The 17,440-nt window shown below is 71.8% G+C and carries 11 protein-coding genes; 3 read left to right on the top strand and 8 right to left on the bottom strand.

The features are described from left to right. Window positions 1-55: 55 nt before the first annotated feature. The 5 genes from ACZ7BZ_RS24250 to ACZ7BZ_RS24270 form a co-directional block, all read right to left on the bottom strand. Window positions 56-5,002 (bottom strand): NAD-glutamate dehydrogenase, encoded by a 4,947-nt coding sequence (locus tag ACZ7BZ_RS24250; protein ID WP_470360114.1) that lies wholly within the window; start codon window positions 5,000-5,002, stop codon window positions 56-58. Between the two features lie 286 nt (window positions 5,003-5,288). After that, a complete protein-coding gene (gene pruA / locus ACZ7BZ_RS24255) occupies window positions 5,289-6,914 on the bottom strand; it encodes an L-glutamate gamma-semialdehyde dehydrogenase (RefSeq protein WP_380453750.1) in 1,626 nt (541 codons plus the stop codon). 230 nt (window positions 6,915-7,144) lie between these two features. Continuing rightward, on the bottom strand, window positions 7,145-7,801 hold the full coding sequence (locus tag ACZ7BZ_RS24260; protein ID WP_470360115.1) for an HAD family hydrolase: 657 nt from the start codon (window positions 7,799-7,801) through the stop codon (window positions 7,145-7,147). 78 nt (window positions 7,802-7,879) lie between these two features. Next, entirely contained in the window at window positions 7,880-8,389 is a 510-nt protein-coding gene (locus tag ACZ7BZ_RS24265; RefSeq protein ID WP_380453656.1) for a DUF6912 family protein, read from the bottom strand. A gap of 122 nt (window positions 8,390-8,511) precedes the next feature. After that, window positions 8,512-9,603, bottom strand: coding sequence for a patatin-like phospholipase family protein (locus ACZ7BZ_RS24270; RefSeq protein ID WP_470360116.1), 1,092 nt, complete (start codon window positions 9,601-9,603; stop codon window positions 8,512-8,514). 348 nt (window positions 9,604-9,951) lie between these two features. On the opposite strand from ACZ7BZ_RS24270, the gene ACZ7BZ_RS24275 reads away from it, so the two are divergent. Continuing rightward, a complete protein-coding gene (locus ACZ7BZ_RS24275; protein ID WP_470360117.1) occupies window positions 9,952-10,527 on the top strand; it encodes an Rv3235 family protein in 576 nt (191 codons plus the stop codon). A 77-nt stretch (window positions 10,528-10,604) separates the two neighbouring features. Here ACZ7BZ_RS24275 and secA read toward each other — a convergent pair whose 3' ends face one another. Continuing rightward, complete coding sequence (secA, locus tag ACZ7BZ_RS24280) at window positions 10,605-13,367, bottom strand: preprotein translocase subunit SecA (RefSeq protein ID WP_470360118.1); 2,763 nt, start codon at window positions 13,365-13,367, stop codon at window positions 10,605-10,607. Window positions 13,368-13,609: 242 nt separating this feature from the next. On the opposite strand from secA, the gene ACZ7BZ_RS24285 reads away from it, so the two are divergent. Together ACZ7BZ_RS24285 and ACZ7BZ_RS24290 are read left to right on the top strand one after the other, a co-directional pair. Next, window positions 13,610-14,176 (top strand): GNAT family N-acetyltransferase, encoded by a 567-nt coding sequence (locus ACZ7BZ_RS24285; protein WP_470360119.1) that lies wholly within the window; start codon window positions 13,610-13,612, stop codon window positions 14,174-14,176. 100 nt (window positions 14,177-14,276) lie between these two features. Next, complete coding sequence (locus ACZ7BZ_RS24290) at window positions 14,277-15,497, top strand: winged helix-turn-helix domain-containing protein (protein ID WP_470360120.1); 1,221 nt, start codon at window positions 14,277-14,279, stop codon at window positions 15,495-15,497. Window positions 15,498-15,519: 22 nt separating this feature from the next. On the opposite strand, the gene ACZ7BZ_RS24295 is transcribed toward ACZ7BZ_RS24290, so the two are convergent. Further along, on the bottom strand, window positions 15,520-16,278 hold the full coding sequence (locus tag ACZ7BZ_RS24295) for a response regulator (protein ID WP_031076603.1): 759 nt from the start codon (window positions 16,276-16,278) through the stop codon (window positions 15,520-15,522). A gap of 239 nt (window positions 16,279-16,517) precedes the next feature. Next, entirely contained in the window at window positions 16,518-17,213 is a 696-nt protein-coding gene (gene hpf / locus ACZ7BZ_RS24300; protein ID WP_380453644.1) for a ribosome hibernation-promoting factor, HPF/YfiA family, read from the bottom strand. Between the last annotated feature and the right edge of the window lie 227 nt (window positions 17,214-17,440).

Here is a 17,440-nt window from a genome sequence, read left to right on the forward strand (position 1 = left end):
GGGTACGCGGAAGGGCCCGCGTCCGAGGACGCGGGCCCTTCCGAACAGCCGTCCGTCAGCGCATCGAACCGGTGCGCAGCAGGGTGCGGATGACGCGCATCGCGACCGAGAGGCTGGACAGCTCGTAGTTGTCCGAACCCCTTATGTCGTCGAGGGTGGCCTTGGCGCGGTTCAGCAGGGTGGCGTTGAGGTCCGCCCAGGCGTTGTAGCGCTCCTCGGGGGTGGCGCCGTCGGGGCCGCAGGCCAGGATGTCGGCGGTCAGCGCCGCGTGCGCCGCGAAGAGGTCCTCGCGGATCGCGGCCCGGGCCATCGACGACCAGCGGTCCGTGCGGGGCAGGTCGATGATGCGGTCGAGCAGGTGCGAGATCTGCAGCCGGTCGCCCAGGTCGTAGTACAGCTCGGCGACCTCGGCGACGTCCTTGCCGGAGCGGTCCGCGACCTCGGTGATGTCCAGGGTCGGGAAGACCGAGGACAGTCCGGCGATCCGGGTGGCCAGCTCGTCGGGCACGCCGGCCGCGGCGAGCTCGCCCTGGATCGACTCGAACCAGGTGAGGTCCTCGCCGCGCAGCGGCTTGGGCAGCGAGCCCCAGACCTGGCGGATCCGGTCGTGGAAGAACTCGATGGTGCCGGCGATGTCGAGCGGCTGGCGGCGGTTGTTGAGCATCCACCGGGTGGCGCGCTCGACCAGGCGCCGCGAGTGCAGCCGCATCTTGGTCTGGATCCGGGCCGGGACCTTGTTGTCCAGGCCCTCGATCTCGGCCCAGATCTCCTCCAGGCCGAAGACGGCCCGCGCGGCGGTGTGCGTCCGGGCGATCTCCTCGTAGGTCGCGCCGGTCTCCTCCTTCAGGCGGAAGGCGAAGGTGCAGCCACCACGGTTGATCGTGTCGTTGACGATCAGCGTGGTGATGATCTCGCGGCGCAGCGCGTGGTTGTCGATCGCGTCGGCGAACTTCGCCCGCAGCGCGCTCGGGAAGTACTCGTGCAGCGCGGTGCGGAAGTACGGGTCGTCCGGCAGGTCGGTGGCCAGCAGCTCGTCGGCCAGAATGATCTTGGTGTAGGCGAGCAGGACGGACATCTCCGGCTGCGAGAGCCCGCGGCCGTTCTGCTGGCGCTCACGGATCTGGCGCTCGGCGGGCAGGAACTCCAGCCCGCGGTCGAGCTGGCCGGCGCCCTCGAAGCGGTTGATCATCCGCGCGTGGACGTTGACCATGCTGTGCGCCTGGGCGACGGCGTTGGCCAGCACCACGTTCTGCGCGTAGTTGTTGCGCAGCACCAGGTGGCCGACCTCATCGGTCATCTCGGCGAGCAGCACGTTGCGCTGCTTGACCGTCATGTCGCCCTCGGCGACGACCTGGTTGAGCAGGATCTTGATGTTGACCTCGTGGTCCGAGGTGTCCACACCGGCCGAGTTGTCGATGGCGTCGGTGTTGATCCAGCCGCCGCGGCCCTCGGGGCCGCCGGTGGCCGCGTACTCGATGCGGCCGAGCTGGGTGCAGCCGAGGTTGCCGCCCTCGCCGATGACCCGGGCCCGGACCTGCTCGCCGTTGACCCGGATGGCGTCGTTGGCCTTGTCCCCGACCTCGGCGTTGGTCTCGGTGGAGGCCTTGACGTAGGTGCCGATGCCGCCGTTCCAGAACAGGTCGACCGGCGCCTGCAGGATCGCCTTCATCAGCTCGGCCGGGGTCAGGCGGGTCTCCTGGATGCCCAGGGCGGCCCGGACCTGCGCGCTGACCTGGATCGACTTGGCGCTGCGGGGGAAGACCCCGCCGCCGGTCGAGATCAGCGACTTGTCGTAGTCGTCCCAGGAGCTGCGCGGCAGCTCGAACAGCCGGCGGCGCTCGGCGTACGAGACGGCCGCGTCCGGGTTCGGGTCCAGGAAGATGTGGCGGTGGTCGAAGGCCGCGACCAGCCGGATGTGCTCGCTGAGCAGCATGCCGTTGCCGAAGACGTCGCCGGACATGTCGCCGATGCCGATGACGGCGAAGTCCTCGGACTGGGTGTCGACGCCGAGCTCGCGGAAGTTGCGCTTGACCGACTCCCAGGCTCCGCGGGCGGTGATGCCCATGCCCTTGTGGTCGTAGCCGGCCGAGCCGCCGGAGGCGAAGGCGTCGCCCAGCCAGAAGCCGTACGACTCCGCGACGCCGTTGGCGATGTCGGAGAAGGTCGCGGTGCCCTTGTCGGCGGCGACGACCAGGTAGGTGTCGTCCTCGTCGTGGCGCACCACGTCGGCCGGGTGGACGACCTCGCCGGCCACCAGGTTGTCGGTGATGTCGAGCAGCGCCGAGATGAACGTCTTGTACGAGGAGATGCCCTCGGCCAGCCAGGCGTCGCGGTCCACCGACGGGTCCGGCAGCTGCTTGGCGACGAAGCCGCCCTTGGCGCCGACCGGGACGATGACGGTGTTCTTGACCATCTGGGCCTTGACCAGGCCGAGGATCTCGGTGCGGAAGTCCTCGCGCCGGTCGGACCAGCGCAGACCGCCGCGGGCGACCTTGCCGAAGCGCAGGTGCACGCCCTCGACCTGCGGCGAGTAGACCCAGATCTCGAACGCCGGGCGCGGGGCCGGGAGGTCCGGGATGGCCTTCGGGTCGAACTTCATCGACACGTACGAGTGCCACTCGCCGGCGCCGTCGTGCTGGAAGAAGTTGGTCCGCAGGGTGGCCTTGATGAGGTGCAGGAAGGAGCGCAGGATGCGGTCCTCGTCCAGCGAGACGACCTCGTCGAGCGCGCCGGCCAGCTCCTCCAGGATGCCCTCGGTCAGCTCGGCGGCGCCCAGCTGGTGGCTGGGGCTCAGCCGGGCCTCGAACAGGTTGACCAGCAGCCGGGTGGTGTGGGTGTTGTTGCGGAGCGCGTCCTCCATGTAGTCCTGGGAGAACGTGGAGCCCGCCTGGCGCAGGTACTTGGCGTACGCGCGCAGCACCATCGCCTGGCGCCAGTTCAGCCCGGCGGTGAGGACCAGCTCGTTGAAGCCGTCGTTCTCGGCCCTGCCGGTCCAGGTCGCGGCGAAGGTGTCCTGGAAGCGCTCGCGGGCCTCCTCGGTGAGCTCGGTGGCCTCGCGCAGCTTCAGGCCGAAGTCGTACACCCACGCGGTGGTGCCGTCGGAGCGGCGCAGCGCGTACGGGTGCTCGTCCAGCACCTCGACGCCCAGGCGCTGGAGGACGGGCAGGACCTCGCTGAGCGAGATCGGGCCGCCGACCCGGTAGATCTTGAAGCGGCGCTCGTCGTCGCCCGCGCCGACCGGCTGGTAGAGGTTCAGGCGGAAGTCGCCCTCGCCGTGCAGCGACTCGATCTGCTTGATGTCCGAGACGGCGGTGCGCGGCGGGAAGTCGGCGCGGTAGCCGTCGGGGAAGGCGTTGGCGTACTTGTGGCCGAGTTCGGCGGCCTTCTCCTCGCCCAGCTCGGTGTGCAGCTGGTCGTGGAAGCCGTCCATCCAGAACCGGGCGGCCTCGGCCAGCCGGTTCTCGATCCGCTCGATGTCGGAGTCGGTGAGCCGGGGCAGCTCGGTGCCCGGGGCGACCCGGACCACGTAGTGCAGACGGGTCAGCACCGACTCGGTGGCGTACACCGTGTAGTCGATGGTGGCGCCGTTCAGCTCTTCCTTGAGGATGTCGGTGAGCAGCAGCCGGATGCGCGTGGTGTAGCGGTCGCGCGGCAGGTAGATGAAGGCGGAGAAGTAGCGCCCGTACTCGTCCTGGCGCAGGAAGAGGCGCAGCTTACGGCGCTCCTGCAGGTAGAGCACGCTGGTCGCGATGGAGAGCAGTTCGGAGGCCGCGGTCTGGAAGATCTCGTCCCGCGGGAAGGTCTCCATGATCTGCAGCAGGTCGCGGCCGTCGTGGCTCTCGCTGGAGAAGCCGGAGCCGTCCAGCACCTCCTGGACCTTGCGGCGCACGACCGGGATGCGGGTGACCGACTCGGTGTACGCGGCGGAGGAGAACAGGCCGAGGAAGCGGCGCTCACCGGTCGGCTCGCCGGCGGCGTTGAACTTCTTGACGCCGACGTAGTCCAGGTAGGAGGGGCGGTGCACGGTGGAGCGGCTGTTGGCCTTGGTGAGGACGAGCAGCTTCTTCTCGTGGGCCTTGGCGCGGACCGGGGCGGAGAGCCGGCCGAAGGCCTCGGAGACCGAGTGGTGACGGTCGTCGTGGCTGTGCGGGTCGGAGCGCAGGATGCCCAGGCCGGTCCCGGCGACGGCCTTGAGGACCTCCTCGCCCTCGTGCTCGACCAGGTCGTACTCGCGGTAGCCGAGGAAGGTGAAGTGGTCGTCGGCGAGCCAGCGCATCAGCTCCCAGGCCTCGCCGACCTCCTGCTCGGCCAGGCCGGCCGGGGGCTCCTCGGCCAGCTCGTCGGCCAGGCGCAGCGCGCTGTCGCGCATCTTGCCCCAGTCCTCGACGACCTCGCGGACGTCGCCGAGCACCCGGCGCAGGTTGGTCTCGATGCCGCGCAGGTCGTCGCGGTCGGTCTCGCGGTCGATCTCGATGTGCATCCACGACTCGACGGTCGCGTCGGCGGGCCACTCGGCGCCGGCGGCCTGGCTGCGGGAGCAGGCGTCGACGTCCAGGATCTCCAGCAGCTTGCCGGTGATGTCACGGCGGACGACCAGCTGGGGGTGGATCACGATGTGGATCGCGCGGTCCTGGCGGGACAGCTCGTTGGTGACGGAGTCGACCAGGAAGGGCATGTCGTCGGTGACGACCTCGACCACGGTGTGGCCGCAGGACCAGCCGTTCTCCTCGACCGAGGGGGTGTGGACCCGCACCTCGGCGGTGCCCTGGGGGCGCTTGAGCCCCAGGCGGTAGTGGGAGGCGGCCGCGCCGTACACGTCGACCGGGTCGCGGTCGACCAGGTCCTCGGGCGCGGTGTGCAGGTAGTAGTGGTGCAGGTACGCGGTCAGAGCGCCGTTGCTCAGACCCTCCCCGGGCGCCGCTCCCCCCACCTGGCTGTTCTCAGCGGCTACGGCTGCCTTCTTGAGCAGTTCGGCCTTGGCTGCGTCCAGCTTGGTCTGCATGACTTCTTGGCTCCTGTCGCGCGCCGTTGCGTGACTCGGTGGTGTGTGGGTGTACACCGACGGGTCGCTCGCAATCCTGCCGCACCGTCCGACTGAAAGGGGCTCATGGCACGCATGAAACGCCCTCCCAGCGGGTAGGACGACACGTTCGTCCTGCAAGCCACCCGACGACGCCAGCCAGCCTAACCGGATCAATCGAAGGTGGACAGGGACAGGGAGGCGCAAACCCGCAGGATGTCGGGTCCGTCCTGGACACCATGTCCAAACCGGAGCGCCGTGTTCGCTTTCAGCCCATATGTGGGTAACCGTGCTGGGTCGGCGGGACGAAGGTCTCCTTGATCGCCCGGGCCGAGGTCCAGCGCAGCAGGTTCTGGGCGGCGCCCGCCTTGTCGTTGGTCCCGGAGGCCCGGGAGCCGCCGAAGGGCTGCTGGCCGACGACGGCACCGGTGGGCTTGTCGTTGATGTAGAAGTTCCCGGCGGTGAAGCGCAACGCCTCCACCGCCTGGGCGATGGCGTAGCGGTCCTGGGCGATCACCGCGCCGGTCAGTCCGTACGGGGCGCCCGAGTCGACCCGCCTCAGCACGTCGTCCCAGCGGGAGTCCTCGTAGACGTGGACGGCGAGGATCGGGCCGAAGTACTCGGTCCGGAAGATCTCGCCCCGGTGGTCGGAGGAGACCAGCACCGTCGGCCGGACGAACCATCCGATCGCGTCGTCGTACTGGCCGCCGGCCACCAGTTCGACGGTCGGGTCCGCCTTCGCCCGCTCGATCGCGTTGCGGTTCTTCTCGAAGGCGCGCCGGTCGATCAGCGCGCCCATGAAGTTCGACAGGTCGGTGACGTCGCCCACCGTCAGGGCGTCCACCTCGGCCAGGAAGTCGTCCTTGATCTTCAGCCAGAGGCTGCGCGGCAGGTAGGCGCGCGAGAGCGCCGAGCACTTCTGGCCCTGGTACTCGAAGGCGCCGCGGATCATCGCGGTCCTCAGGATGTCCGGGTCGGCCGAGCGGTGGGCCAGCAGGAAGTCCTTGCCGCCGGTCTCCCCGACGATCCTCGGGTACGTTCGGTAGCCGCCGATGTTCGCGCCGATCGTCTGCCAGAGCGACTGGAAGGTGGCGGTCGAGCCGGTGAAGTGCAGCCCGGCGAAGGCCGGGTCGGCGAGCGCCACCGGGGAGACCTGCAGGCCGTCGCCGGTGACCAGGTTGATCACCCCGGGCGGCAGGCCGGCCGCCTCCAGCAGCCGCATCAGGTGGTACGCGGCCAGGGTCTGGGTCGGCGCGGGCTTCCAGACCACCGTGTTGCCCATCAGCGCGGGGGCGGTGGGCAGGTTGCCGGCGATCGCGGTGAAGTTGAACGGGGTGATCGCGTAGACGAAACCTTCCAGCGGGCGGTGGTCGACCCGGTTCCACACCCCCGGGGAGGAGATCGGCTGATCCGCCAGGACCTGCCGGGCGAACCCGACGTTGAACCGCCAGAAGTCGATCAGCTCGCAGGCGGAGTCGATCTCGGCCTGGTGGGCGGACTTGGACTGTCCGAGCATCGTCGCCGCGTTGAGCGTCTCCCGCCACGGCCCGGCCAGCAGGTCGGCGGCGCGCAGGAAGACCGCCGCCCGGTCGTCGAAGGAGAGCGAGCGCCACTGCGGCCCGGCCGCCAGCGCCGCGTCCACCGCCAGCCGGGCGTCCTCCCGGGTGGCGTTGCCGAGCACGCCCAGCTTGGCCGCGTGGTGGTGCGGCTGGACGACGTCGATCCGCTCGCCGCCGCCGAAGCGCTGCTCGCCGCCGATGGTCATCGGCAGCGGGATCTGCTCGGCCGCCAGCTCGTCCAGCCGCCGGACCAGCCGCCCCCGCTCCGGACTGCCGGGCGCGTACCCGCGCACCGGCTCGTTGACCGGGCTCGGCACCTCGGTGACTGCGTCGATGGGCATGGCGGCTCCGTCCTGGCGGCGGCTGGGGGTCGGGCTGGCGAATCGGGCTGCGGGTCGGGCTGGATTCAGGCCGAGGGGGGCGGGCTTGACCTCGGGCTGGGGTTCGACACCAGCCTGACCAGGCCCGGACGGATCCGCCCGTCCAGACACGCCAACGGCGGACGTGGCGCCCGCCACGTCCGCCGTCGCACCGCTCCGGTTCAGTCGCCGGTTCGGTCGCCGGCTCAGCCCGCCAGCCGGCCCGCCAGCTCGACCGCCTCGGCCAGGCTGTCCACCACCGGGACGCCGACCGGCTCCAGCTTCTCCCGGGTGTGCGAGCCGCCGGAGTACAGCACCGCGTGCGCCCCCGCGTGCAGCGCCGCCAGGGCGTCGTCCGCGGCATCGCCGATCAGCACTGTACGAGCCGGGTCGACCCACTCGCCGAGCTCGGCCAGGTGCCGGGTCAGCTGCTCCGCCTTCTGGCCGCCGGAGGGGCCGCTGCGGCCGTCCACCCGCAGGAAGCTGCCGGTCAGGCCGAAGGCGCCGACCAGCGGGACGAGCTTGTCGTGCTCGTACATCGACAGCAGCGACTGGCTGTGCCCGGCCGCGCGCCAGTCCGCCAGCAGCTCGGGCACGCCCTCGGTCAGGCCGCAGGCCGGGCTGAGCTCGCGGTAGCGGTCCTGGAAGGCGTCGTCCAGCCGCAGCCACTCCTCCTGGGAGGGCATCCGGCCGAGCAGCCGCTCGTAGAAGCGGGGGATCGGGATCTCGTACTGCTCCCGGTACTCCTGCATGGTCATCGGGCCGACGCCGATGGTCGCGAACGCGGCGTTGCTCGCGCCGAGGACCGCGTCCATGTCGTGGAAGAGGGTCCCGTTCCAGTCCCAAACGATGTGAGTGCGCACGGGGGCAAACGGTAACCCGAACGGCCGACATGCCGGTAGGACGATCCGCACTCCGGCCGCGCCGGGCCCGGCGCTGCCTCAGGCCAGCAGCGCGGGGATCTCCTGGGTCGCGTACCAGAGCAGGTCGTGGTCCTCCGCGCCGTCCACCGTGAACTGGGCGTCCTGGTCGCCCGCGTCGGCCGCGGCCACCGCCGCAACCGCCGCCGCGACGTCCTCGACCACCTCGTCGTCGGCCACGTCGGCGTGCACCGAGGCGGCCTTCGCCAGCTTCACCGGGCCGGCCAGCACCACCCGGCCGAGCGAGGCCTGGTCCTGGTACTCGTCGCCGGGGAAGGGCCGCACCGCCGTGTCGGCCACGTCCAGCGCCACCACGACCCGCCGGCGCGGGGAGTCCGGGTCGGCCGCCAGCAGCCGCAGCGAGGACTGCGCGGCCCGGTTCAGCGCCGCGTACTCCAGCTCCTCCAGGTCGTCGCTGACGTACCACTCGCGCAGCGCGGGCGTCACGGCGTACGCGGCGGACTGCTCCAGGGCGCCGCCCTCGTGCGCCGCCGCCAGGCCGGTCAGGGTGGTGGGCACGTACACGCGCATCGGTGGCACTCTCCGGTTCGTCCAGCGGGGGTTCGTCCGGCAGGGGTTCGCCCTGCGGGGGTTTCGTCCAGCGGCACAGCATCCAGCGCCCCCAAGAATAAGCTCCGCCGGACCGTCCGTGATCACCTCGGGCCGGGCCCGCTCCCGGCGCCCAGCGCCTCCCGGCTGCTCCGCAGGGCGCTCTCCAGCACCTCGCCGCGGCGGGCCGGGTCCATCAGGTTCGGACCGATCACCGCCAGGTCGGCCAGGTTCGGCGCGAGCAGCCGCACCCGGACGCCCTCGGCCCGCAGCAGCGCGGCCTCGCGCAGCAGCTGCCGGGTCACCGCGCGGCGGTAGCGGCTGACCAGCTGGGCCAGCACGCCGCGCGGGCGGTCCCGGTCCCGCCACTCGCGCAGCGCGGCCAGGGTGCCGCGGTCCGCGCGCTGGGCCCGCGGGCCCAGCCGCAGGGCCATCGGGGCGAGCACGTACACCTCGTCCAGGCCGCGGCCGAGCAGCAGGTCCGCGTTGGTGGCCGACCAGCAGCCGCCGTCCACGTACGCCGAGCCGTCCAGGCGTACCGGGGCGAACCAGCCGGGGATCGCGCAGGAGGCCATCACGGCGTCGGCCACCGGGACGGCCGGGGCGTCCGGGTCGCCGAAGACCGCCCGGTGGCCGCTGCGGTAGTCCACTGCGGCCACCCGCAGCGGCGCGGCGGCGGGGCTGGGCGCCACCGCGCGGGGGTCCGCCGGCCCTTGGGTCGGCCAACCGCCCGGGCCGTGCAGCCCGCGCACCAGCTCGCCGACCGGGGCCAGCGAGCCGCGGCCGTGCGGCGCCATCGCCGAGACCATGGTCAGCAGCGGGTACTCGCGCGGGTGCCGGACGGCGTCCCGCAACAGGTCCGGCGAGCCGATCCCGGCCCGCGGGCGGGAGGGCAGCGCGCCGCCCACCGCCGTGTCGTAGTCGAAGGCCACCCCGGTCAGCGGGCCCTCGGTGATCGGCAGCCCGCGCTGGTGGTCGCCCAGCTGCTCGGGGCGCACGCCCCCGGCCAGCAGCGCGGCCAGGATCGCGCCCGCCGAGGTGCCCAACAGCACGTCCGCCTCGCCCGGCGGGTGCCCGGTGGCCTCCTCGACGGCGCACAGCGCGCCGACCGTCCAGGCCGCGCCGAGCATCCCGCCGCCGCCCAGCACCAGCCCGCGCCGGAGTGCGCCCCCGGCGCTCGGGCTCGGCGAGGGCACCGCCCGTGTGGTCGTCCCGGCTGTCGTCATCCCGGCCACCCGTCGTCGTGGGGATCGGGTCAGGCTCCGATGGTGCGCGTGAACGGCTGTGCGGTGCAACGGGAGCCCCGGCCCCGAACCACCCGGTCCGCCGTACCGGGGCGTCCCCTTTCGGGCCGTACGGCCCGTCCCCGCACGTCAACCCGGCGCCGCGGGAACGCTCGCCGGGCCGTCGCCGCACTGGCCGACTCACCCGGATAGGTGAACTTCGCGCGGGCCCGAAGGCATCCGAAACCGCGTTGCCGCCCGGTGATCGTCACCGCCAGCCTGGGCCCGTCCGTACCCGTACCACCCTTGCCGGGAGCCACCGTGACCGTCCGTCCCACCGCCCAGCACAGCGCTCACCACAGCACTCACCGCGGCACTCACCCCAGCGCCGCCCAGCACGGCGCCCCCCGCGGCACCGACCGCACCGCCCGCCTCGCCGCCCGCCCGCACCGCCGGGTCCATGCCTCCGGCGGCTGCGAACCGGCCGGGCGCCGGCCGCACCACCCGCGCGCCGCCTGCGCCCGGGCCGCCGGGGCCGCCGGCACTCCCGGCACCGCCGTGCCCGACCGGCAGGACGCCCGGGCGCTCGCCGCCCGGTTCGCCCACCAGCTGGTCGAGGTGCTCACCGGCGCCCGGCCCTCCGGCCAGCTGATGCGGCACACCAGCCTGGACGGCTACGGGCAGCTCGCCTCCCTGGTCCGGGCCGGTGCGCTGCGCCGCGGCGGCCCCGCCGACCGGCCCCGGCTCGGCCCGGTGCACGACCGGTCACCCTCGCCCGACGCCGTCGAGGCCTGTGTACGGGTCGACCTCGGCCGCCGGCACCACATGGTGGCCTTCCGACTGGAGCAGCGCGGCCAGGCCGGCCAGTGGCAGTGCACCGCCGTGGAGGCCCGATGACGACCGTGGCGCAGGGGACGGCGCAGGGCGCCGCCCCGGTACGGGAACGGCGCCCTGCGTGGCGTCCTACGGCGGGCTCAGCCCTTGCGGCGGCGGCCCTTGGCGGACTTGGCGGCCTTGCGGCGCTCGGCGCGGGTCATCCCGTCACCGTCGTCCTCCGGCGCGAGGTCCTCGAAGTCGCCCTCGATCACGCCGCCGCCGACCTCGTCCGAGGGGGCCGTGTAGTGCAGCCGCTGCGGCTTCGGTGCCTCCAGGCCCTTGGCCTTGATCTCCGGGCGGGCGGCGTCCTTCTCCAGCTTGTCGAGCATCACTTCGGCGTCCGCCACCGGAACCTCCTCGACCTGCTGCTCGACCTGGACCTCCAGGTTGAACAGGTAGGCGACGGACTCCTCCTTGATGCCCTCCATCATCGCGGTGAACATGTCGAAGCCCTCGCGCTGGTACTCGACCAGCGGGTCGCGCTGCGCCATGGCCCGCAGGCCGATGCCCTCCTGGAGGTAGTCCATCTCGTAGAGGTGCTCGCGCCAGCGGCGGTCCAGCACCGAGAGCACCACGCGGCGCTCCAGCTCGCGCAGGATCTCCTCGCCGAGCTGGTCCTCGCGGGCGCCGTACTGCGCCTGGACGTCCTCCTGGACGACCTTGATCAGGAACTCGGGGGTCAGGCCGGCCGGACCGCCGACCTCCTCCTCCAGCTCCGCCAGGTCCAGGGTGATCGGGTAGAGCTGCTTGAAAGCCGTCCAGAGCTTGTCGAGGTCCCAGTCGTCCTCGAAGCCCTCGCCGGTGGCCGCCTTGACGTAGGCCTCGACGGTGTCGTCCATGAAGTGGCCGACCTGCTCCTGCAGGTCCTCGCCCTCCAGAACGCGACGGCGCTCGCCGTAGATGACCTCGCGCTGGCGGTTGAGCACCTCGTCGTACTTCAGGACGTTCTTGCGGATCTCGAAGTTCTGCTGCTCGACCTGGGTCTGCGCGGAGGCGATCGCGCGGGTGACCATCTTGGACTCGATCGGCACGTCCTCGGGCACGTTGGCCATCGAGAGCACGCGCTCGACCATGCCGGCCTTGAACAGGCGCATCAGGTCGTCGCCCAGCGACAGGTAGAAGCGGGACTCGCCCGGGTCGCCCTGACGGCCCGAACGGCCGCGCAGCTGGTTGTCGATCCGGCGGGACTCGTGCCGCTCGGTGCCGAGGACGTAGAGGCCACCGGCCTCCTTGACCTCGTCCTGCTCGGCCTTGACCGAGGCCTTGGCCTTCTCCAGCGCGGCCGGGAACGCGGCCTCGTACTCCTCCGGGTTGTCGACGGCGGAGAGCCCGCGCTGGGCCAGCTCGGCCGACGCCAGGTGGTCCGGGTTGCCGCCGAGCATGATGTCGGTGCCACGGCCGGCCATGTTGGTGGCGACGGTGACGGCGCCCTTGCGGCCGGCCTGGGCGACGATCTGCGCCTCGCGCTCGTGGTGCTTGGCGTTCAGCACCTCGTGCGGGATGCCGCGCTTGCGCAGCTCCTGCGACAGGTACTCGGACTTCTCGACCGACACGGTGCCGACCAGCACCGGCTGGCCCTTCTCGTGCTTCTCGGCGATGTCCTCGACCACGGCGGCGAACTTGGCCGGCTCCGACTTGTAGATCAGGTCGGGCTGGTCGATGCGCAGCGGCGTCTTGTTGGTCGGGATCGGCACCACGCCGAGCTTGTAGATCTGGTGGAACTCGGCGGCCTCGGTGGTGCCGGTACCGGTCATGCCGGACAGCTTGTCGTACAGCCGGAAGAAGTTCTGCAGGGTGATGGTGGCCAGGGTCTGGTTCTCGTTCTGGACCTCCACCCCCTCCTTGGCCTCGATCGCCTGGTGCATGCCCTCGTTGTAGCGGCGCCCGGCCAGGATGCGGCCGGTGTGCTCGTCGACGATCATGACTTCGCCGTTCATGACGACGTAGTCCTTGTCCTTCTTGTACAGCTCCTTGGCCTTGATGGCGTTGTTCAGGAAGCCGACGAGCGGGGTGTTCACCGACTCGTAGAGGTTGTCGATGCCGAGGTAGTCCTCGACCCGGGTGACACCCTCCTCCAGGACGCCGACGGTGCGCTTCTTCTCGTCGACCTCGTAGTCGCGGTCGATCTTCAGGCGCAGCACCAGCTTGGCGAAGTCGGCGTACCACTTGGTCGCCTGGTCCGCCGGGCCGGAGATGATCAGCGGGGTGCGGGCCTCGTCGATGAGGATCGAGTCGACCTCGTCGACGATCGCGAAGTTGTGCCCGCGCTGGACGAGTTCGTCCTTCGACCAGGCCATGTTGTCGCGCAGGTAGTCGAAGCCGAACTCGTTGTTCGTGCCGTACGTGATGTCCATCGCGTACTGGCGCTTGCGCTCGGCGGGCGTCATGTTGGCCAGGATCACGCCGACTTCGAGGCCGAGGAAGCGGTGCACCCGGCCCATCCACTCCGAGTCGCGCTCGGCGAGGTAGTCGTTGACGGTGATCAGGTGAACGCCCTTGCCGGTCAGCGCGTTCAGGTACGCGGGCAGGGTGCCGACGAGGGTCTTGCCCTCACCGGTGCGCATCTCGGCGACGTACCCGTGGTGCAGCGCCGCGCCGCCCATCAGCTGGACGTCGTAGTGCCGCTGGCCGAGCACGCGCTTGGCGGCCTCACGGACGGTGGCGAACGCCTCGGGGAGGATGTCGTCCAGGGTCTCGCCGTCCGCGAGTCGCTGCTTGTACTCGTCGGTCAGCGCGCGCAGCTCGGCGTCGGTGAGGTTGACGAAGTCCTCTTCGATGGAGTTGACCTGGGCAGCAATCCGCTGCAGCTTGCGAAGGATCTTGCCTTCGCCGGCGCGCAGGATCTTGTCGAAGACGGACACTTGAGCGGGCTCCTTGCCTGTATTGGCACTGGACTACTGCACGGGGGGTCCACCCCACCGCACGGGCCATCGTATGCGAGGAGTCCAACGCGCCGGGAGGTGCGTCAGCACGGTATTCCCGTGTCACCCGCGCGTGCACATGGACCGATAGCACCGTCCACCGGGGCAAAACGGTCGGCGGACCGGGGAGTTGGCCGCATATTCGGATGCCCGCGTTCCCGCTGGGGGCGAATAATCCACCCATGGAAGAACAGCCCGGCGAACCCGCCGTCCTCCCCACCCTCACCACAGACCGGCTGGTCCTGCGAGCCCCGCAGGAGTCGGACGTCGACGCGATCCTCGCCGCCTGCCAGGACGCCGAGATCCAGCGCTGGACGGTCGTCCCGGTCCCGTACCGCCGCGAGGACGCCGAGTTCTTCGTCCGCACCCTGGCCCCCGGCGGGCTGGCCGGCGGCACCGAGTTCATCTGGTGCGTGGTCGAGCGCGGGACGGATCGGCTGGTCGGCACCCAGGCGGTCACCCGCAAGCCGGGCGACCCGGCCGCCGCCTCGGTCGGCTGGTGGACGGCGAAGGAGCAGCGCGGCCGCGGCCTCACCGTCGAGGCGGCCCGGGCGGTCGCCCGCTGGGCGCTCACCGACCTCGGCCTGCGCCGCCTCCAGTGGCTCGCCTACGTCGGCAACGAGGGCTCGCGCGCGGTCGCCGAGCGGATCGGCTACCGCCACGAGGGCACGCTGCGCTCGTACGCCGAGCAGCGCGGGGTCTTCCGTGACGCCTGGGTCGCCTCGCTGCTCCCGTCCGACCTGGACTGAGCCCGCACCGGGCCCCGGAGCCGTGCCGCGCCCCGGAGCCGTACCGGGCCGGAGCCCGGCACCGGCACGGCTGTCGGTCCCCCCGGCTACGCTCGCCGGCATGACCGCCGCCTCCGCCGACCCCGCCCCCGTCACCGTCCTGAGCGCCGACGACGCCCGCCGGATCGCCCTGCGCGCCCAGGGCCTGCTGGGCACGCCCGACCGCCGGGCCGGAGTCCGTGGGGTGCTGCGGCACCTGGGCTCGGTCCAGCTGGACACAATCTCGGTGCTGGCCCGCTCGCACGAGCTGGTGCCCTACGCCCGGCTCGGCGCGGTCGGCCGCCCGGCGGTCGAGGCGGCCTACTGGGGTGCGGGCACCAGCTTCGAGTACTGGTCGCACGCGGCCTGCGTCCTGCCGGTCGAGGAGTGGCCGCTGTTCGCCTTCCGGCGCCGCCGCTACCGCGACCGCGGGAACCTCTGGAGCCACCAGGTCTCGCCGGAGGCGTACCGGGCGGTGCTCGACAGACTGCGCGCCGAGGGGCCGCTGACGTCCACCGAGCTGGGCGGCGCCAAGCGGACCTCCGAGTGGTGGGACTGGTCCGACGCCAAGATCGCGGTGGAGCGGGCGCTGGCCTTCGGGGACGTGGTCTGCACCGAGCGCCGGAGCTGGAAGCGGGTCTACGCGCTGGCCGAACAGGCCGTCCCCGACGCCCTGTTCGGCCAGGACCGGTCCGACGAGGAGTGCGTGCGCACCCTGGTCGCCCAGGCCGGGGCCGCGCTCGGCGTGGCCACCCGGGCCGACCTGCTGGACTACCACCGGCTGCGCGCCGAGGAGTTGGACGCGGTACTGGCGGACACCGGACTGGTCCCGGTCGAGGTGGCGGGCTGGGGCCCGGGCGGCACCGGGGCGCCGGCCTGGGCCGACCCGGCGGCGCTGGCCACCGCCCCGCGCGGGCGCCACCGCACCACGCTGCTCTCGCCGTTCGACTCGCTGATCTGGGACCGCGCCCGCACCGAGCGGATCTTCGGGATGACCCACCGGCTGGAGGCCTACACCCCCAAGCACAAGCGGGTGCACGGCTACTTCGCGATGCCGCTGCTGGCCGGCGGCCGGCTGGTCGGCCGGGTCGACCCGGCCCGGGAGGGGCGCACCCTGGTCGCCCGCCAGGTCTCGCTGACCGACGAGCGCGGACGCGACCGCGGGCCGGGCGCCCGGCCGGTCGAGGCGCTGGCCACCGCACTCCGCGAGGCGGCCACCTGGGTCGGCTGCGACGGAGTGCGGATCGAGGCGCTGCACGACGAACGGCTGCGCCCGGCCCTGGAGAAGCTGCTCGCCGCCTAGGCCCTGTCCGCGGCGAGCGCGGTCACCCTATCTCGAGGATCTTCTCCCGCATCGCGTACACCACGGCCTCCATCCTGGAGTGCAGCTGCAACTTCTCCAGGATGTTGCGGACGTGGTTCTTCACGGTGTTCTCGCTGATGAACAGCTCCTTGGCGATCTCCCGGTTGTTCATTCCGGTGGCCACCAGCTTCAGCACCTCCAGCTCCCGGTCGGTGAGCCGGGGAGCTGGCACCAGGTCCCGGTCGTCGGAGCGCCGCTGGATCATCGACTTGAACTCGGTGAGCAGCTTGGAGGCCATCGACGGGCTGATCTGCGACTGCCCGTCGGCGACCGCCCGGATCGCGGTGGCGACCTCGTCGGTGGAGATCTCCTTGAGGAGGTAGCCGGTGGCCCCCGCCTTGATCGCCTCGTAGAGGTCGGCCTCCTCGTCGCTTATCGTCAGCATGATGATCTTGGTGCTGGGCGCCACGTCCTTGATCGCCGTGCAGGCCTCGATCCCGCTGCGGCGCGGCATCCGGACGTCCATCAGGATGATGTCGGGCAGCAGGTCGGCGGCCTTCAGCACCGCCTCGGCACCGTCCCCGGCCTCCCCGACGACCTTGATGTCCGGCTCCTCCGCCAGGACGATCTCCAGCCCCCGGCGGAACAGGGCGTGGTCGTCCACCACCAGGACGCGGATCGGCTCACCCCGGCGCGGCGCGTACGCGGGTTCCTCCTCCGGCCCCGGTGGCAGCCCGGCGACCGGCCCCGCAGCGGGCCCCAGCCCGAAGTGATCCCCCATCCGCTCCTCCCCCTTCGCGGGTCGACGTGCGCCCAATCATTCCACGCCCCGCCACCGCCGCGGTCACCCTCCGCCGCCGATTCCCCCGCATCGGGTGACCCCCGGACATAACGGGCCCGAGCACCGTTCGAACCCGTCCCACCGGGCGGTGTCCGGTACGGGCGGAACGCCCCGGAACGCCGGTGACCCCGGCGGCCACTGCCGCCGGGGTCATCCCTCGATCGTCACTGCCGGGACGGTCAGTCCTCGTCGTCGAACCGGCCGATCGCACCGCCCGCGCCACTGGCCACGCCGGCCGCCATGTCCGGCTGCACGTGGATGACGCCGTAGTGGTAGCCGTGCCGGCGGTAGACGACGCTCGGCAGGCCGCTGTCCTTCTCCACGAACAGGTAGAAGTCGTGGCCGACCAGCTCCATCTCGTAGAGCGCCTGGTCCAACGCCATGGGGGCGGCCGAGTGCGTCTTCTCCCGGACCACCAGCGGGCCTTCGCCCTCCACTTCCAGGGATCCCATCATGGTCTTGCGGACGGCTCCGTTGGTCTCGCCCTCCGGCGCCGTCGTTGCGGGCAGCGCGGCCAGGGCCGCGGTCGCCTCGGCGACGCTGATGGGGGTGCGGCCGTTCGCGCCGCCCTTGTGCACCCGGCGCCGGTCCGCGGACTTGCGCAGCTGCGCGTCGAGCTTCGCCGAGGCGAGGTCGAGCGCCGCGTACGGGTCACCGGCCGCGGCTTCGGCCCGGATCACCGGGCCACGGGTACGAAGAGTGATCTCCACGCGGTCCGACCGGTCGGCCTGCCGCGGGTTGTGCTCCTTGGACACCTCGACGTCGAGGCTGATCACCTTGCCGTCGAACTTCTGGACCTTCTCCAGCTTCTCGGCCACGTGCTCGCGGAACCTCTTGGGCACCTCGGTCTTGCGGCCCTTGACGACGATGTCCACGCAGAACTCCGATCCCTCGTGCTGACGCCGATCCGGGTGCTACCGGACCGGACTGAGCTCCAGCTGGACCAGCCCATCCACTGCCGGCCCCCCGCCCCCGCCACCGGCGGGAACGACTGGCCCTCATCTCACTTCCTCCCCATCAGGGACGGTTGAAACCCCCTGGAGCCTTATCGAACACCTCGCGCGGGGTTTTCGCCTCCCCGGGCGGAACGGTGGGTATGACC

The sequence above is a fragment of the Kitasatospora sp. NPDC036934 genome (assembly GCF_055608425.1).

Excerpts from the sequence above, each read along its gene's own strand:
- ACZ7BZ_RS24250 (WP_470360114.1), bottom strand. The coding sequence starts at position 5,002 with ATGCAGACCAAGCTGGACGCAGCCAAGGCCGAACTGCTCAAGAAGGCA.
- ACZ7BZ_RS24265 (WP_380453656.1), bottom strand. The coding sequence starts at position 8,389 with ATGCGCGTGTACGTGCCCACCACCCTGACCGGCCTGGCGGCGGCGCAC.
- ACZ7BZ_RS24285 (WP_470360119.1), top strand. The coding sequence starts at position 13,610 with ATGGAAGAACAGCCCGGCGAACCCGCCGTCCTCCCCACCCTCACCACA.
- ACZ7BZ_RS24290 (WP_470360120.1), top strand. The coding sequence starts at position 14,277 with ATGACCGCCGCCTCCGCCGACCCCGCCCCCGTCACCGTCCTGAGCGCC.
- ACZ7BZ_RS24295 (WP_031076603.1), bottom strand. The coding sequence starts at position 16,278 with ATGGGGGATCACTTCGGGCTGGGGCCCGCTGCGGGGCCGGTCGCCGGG.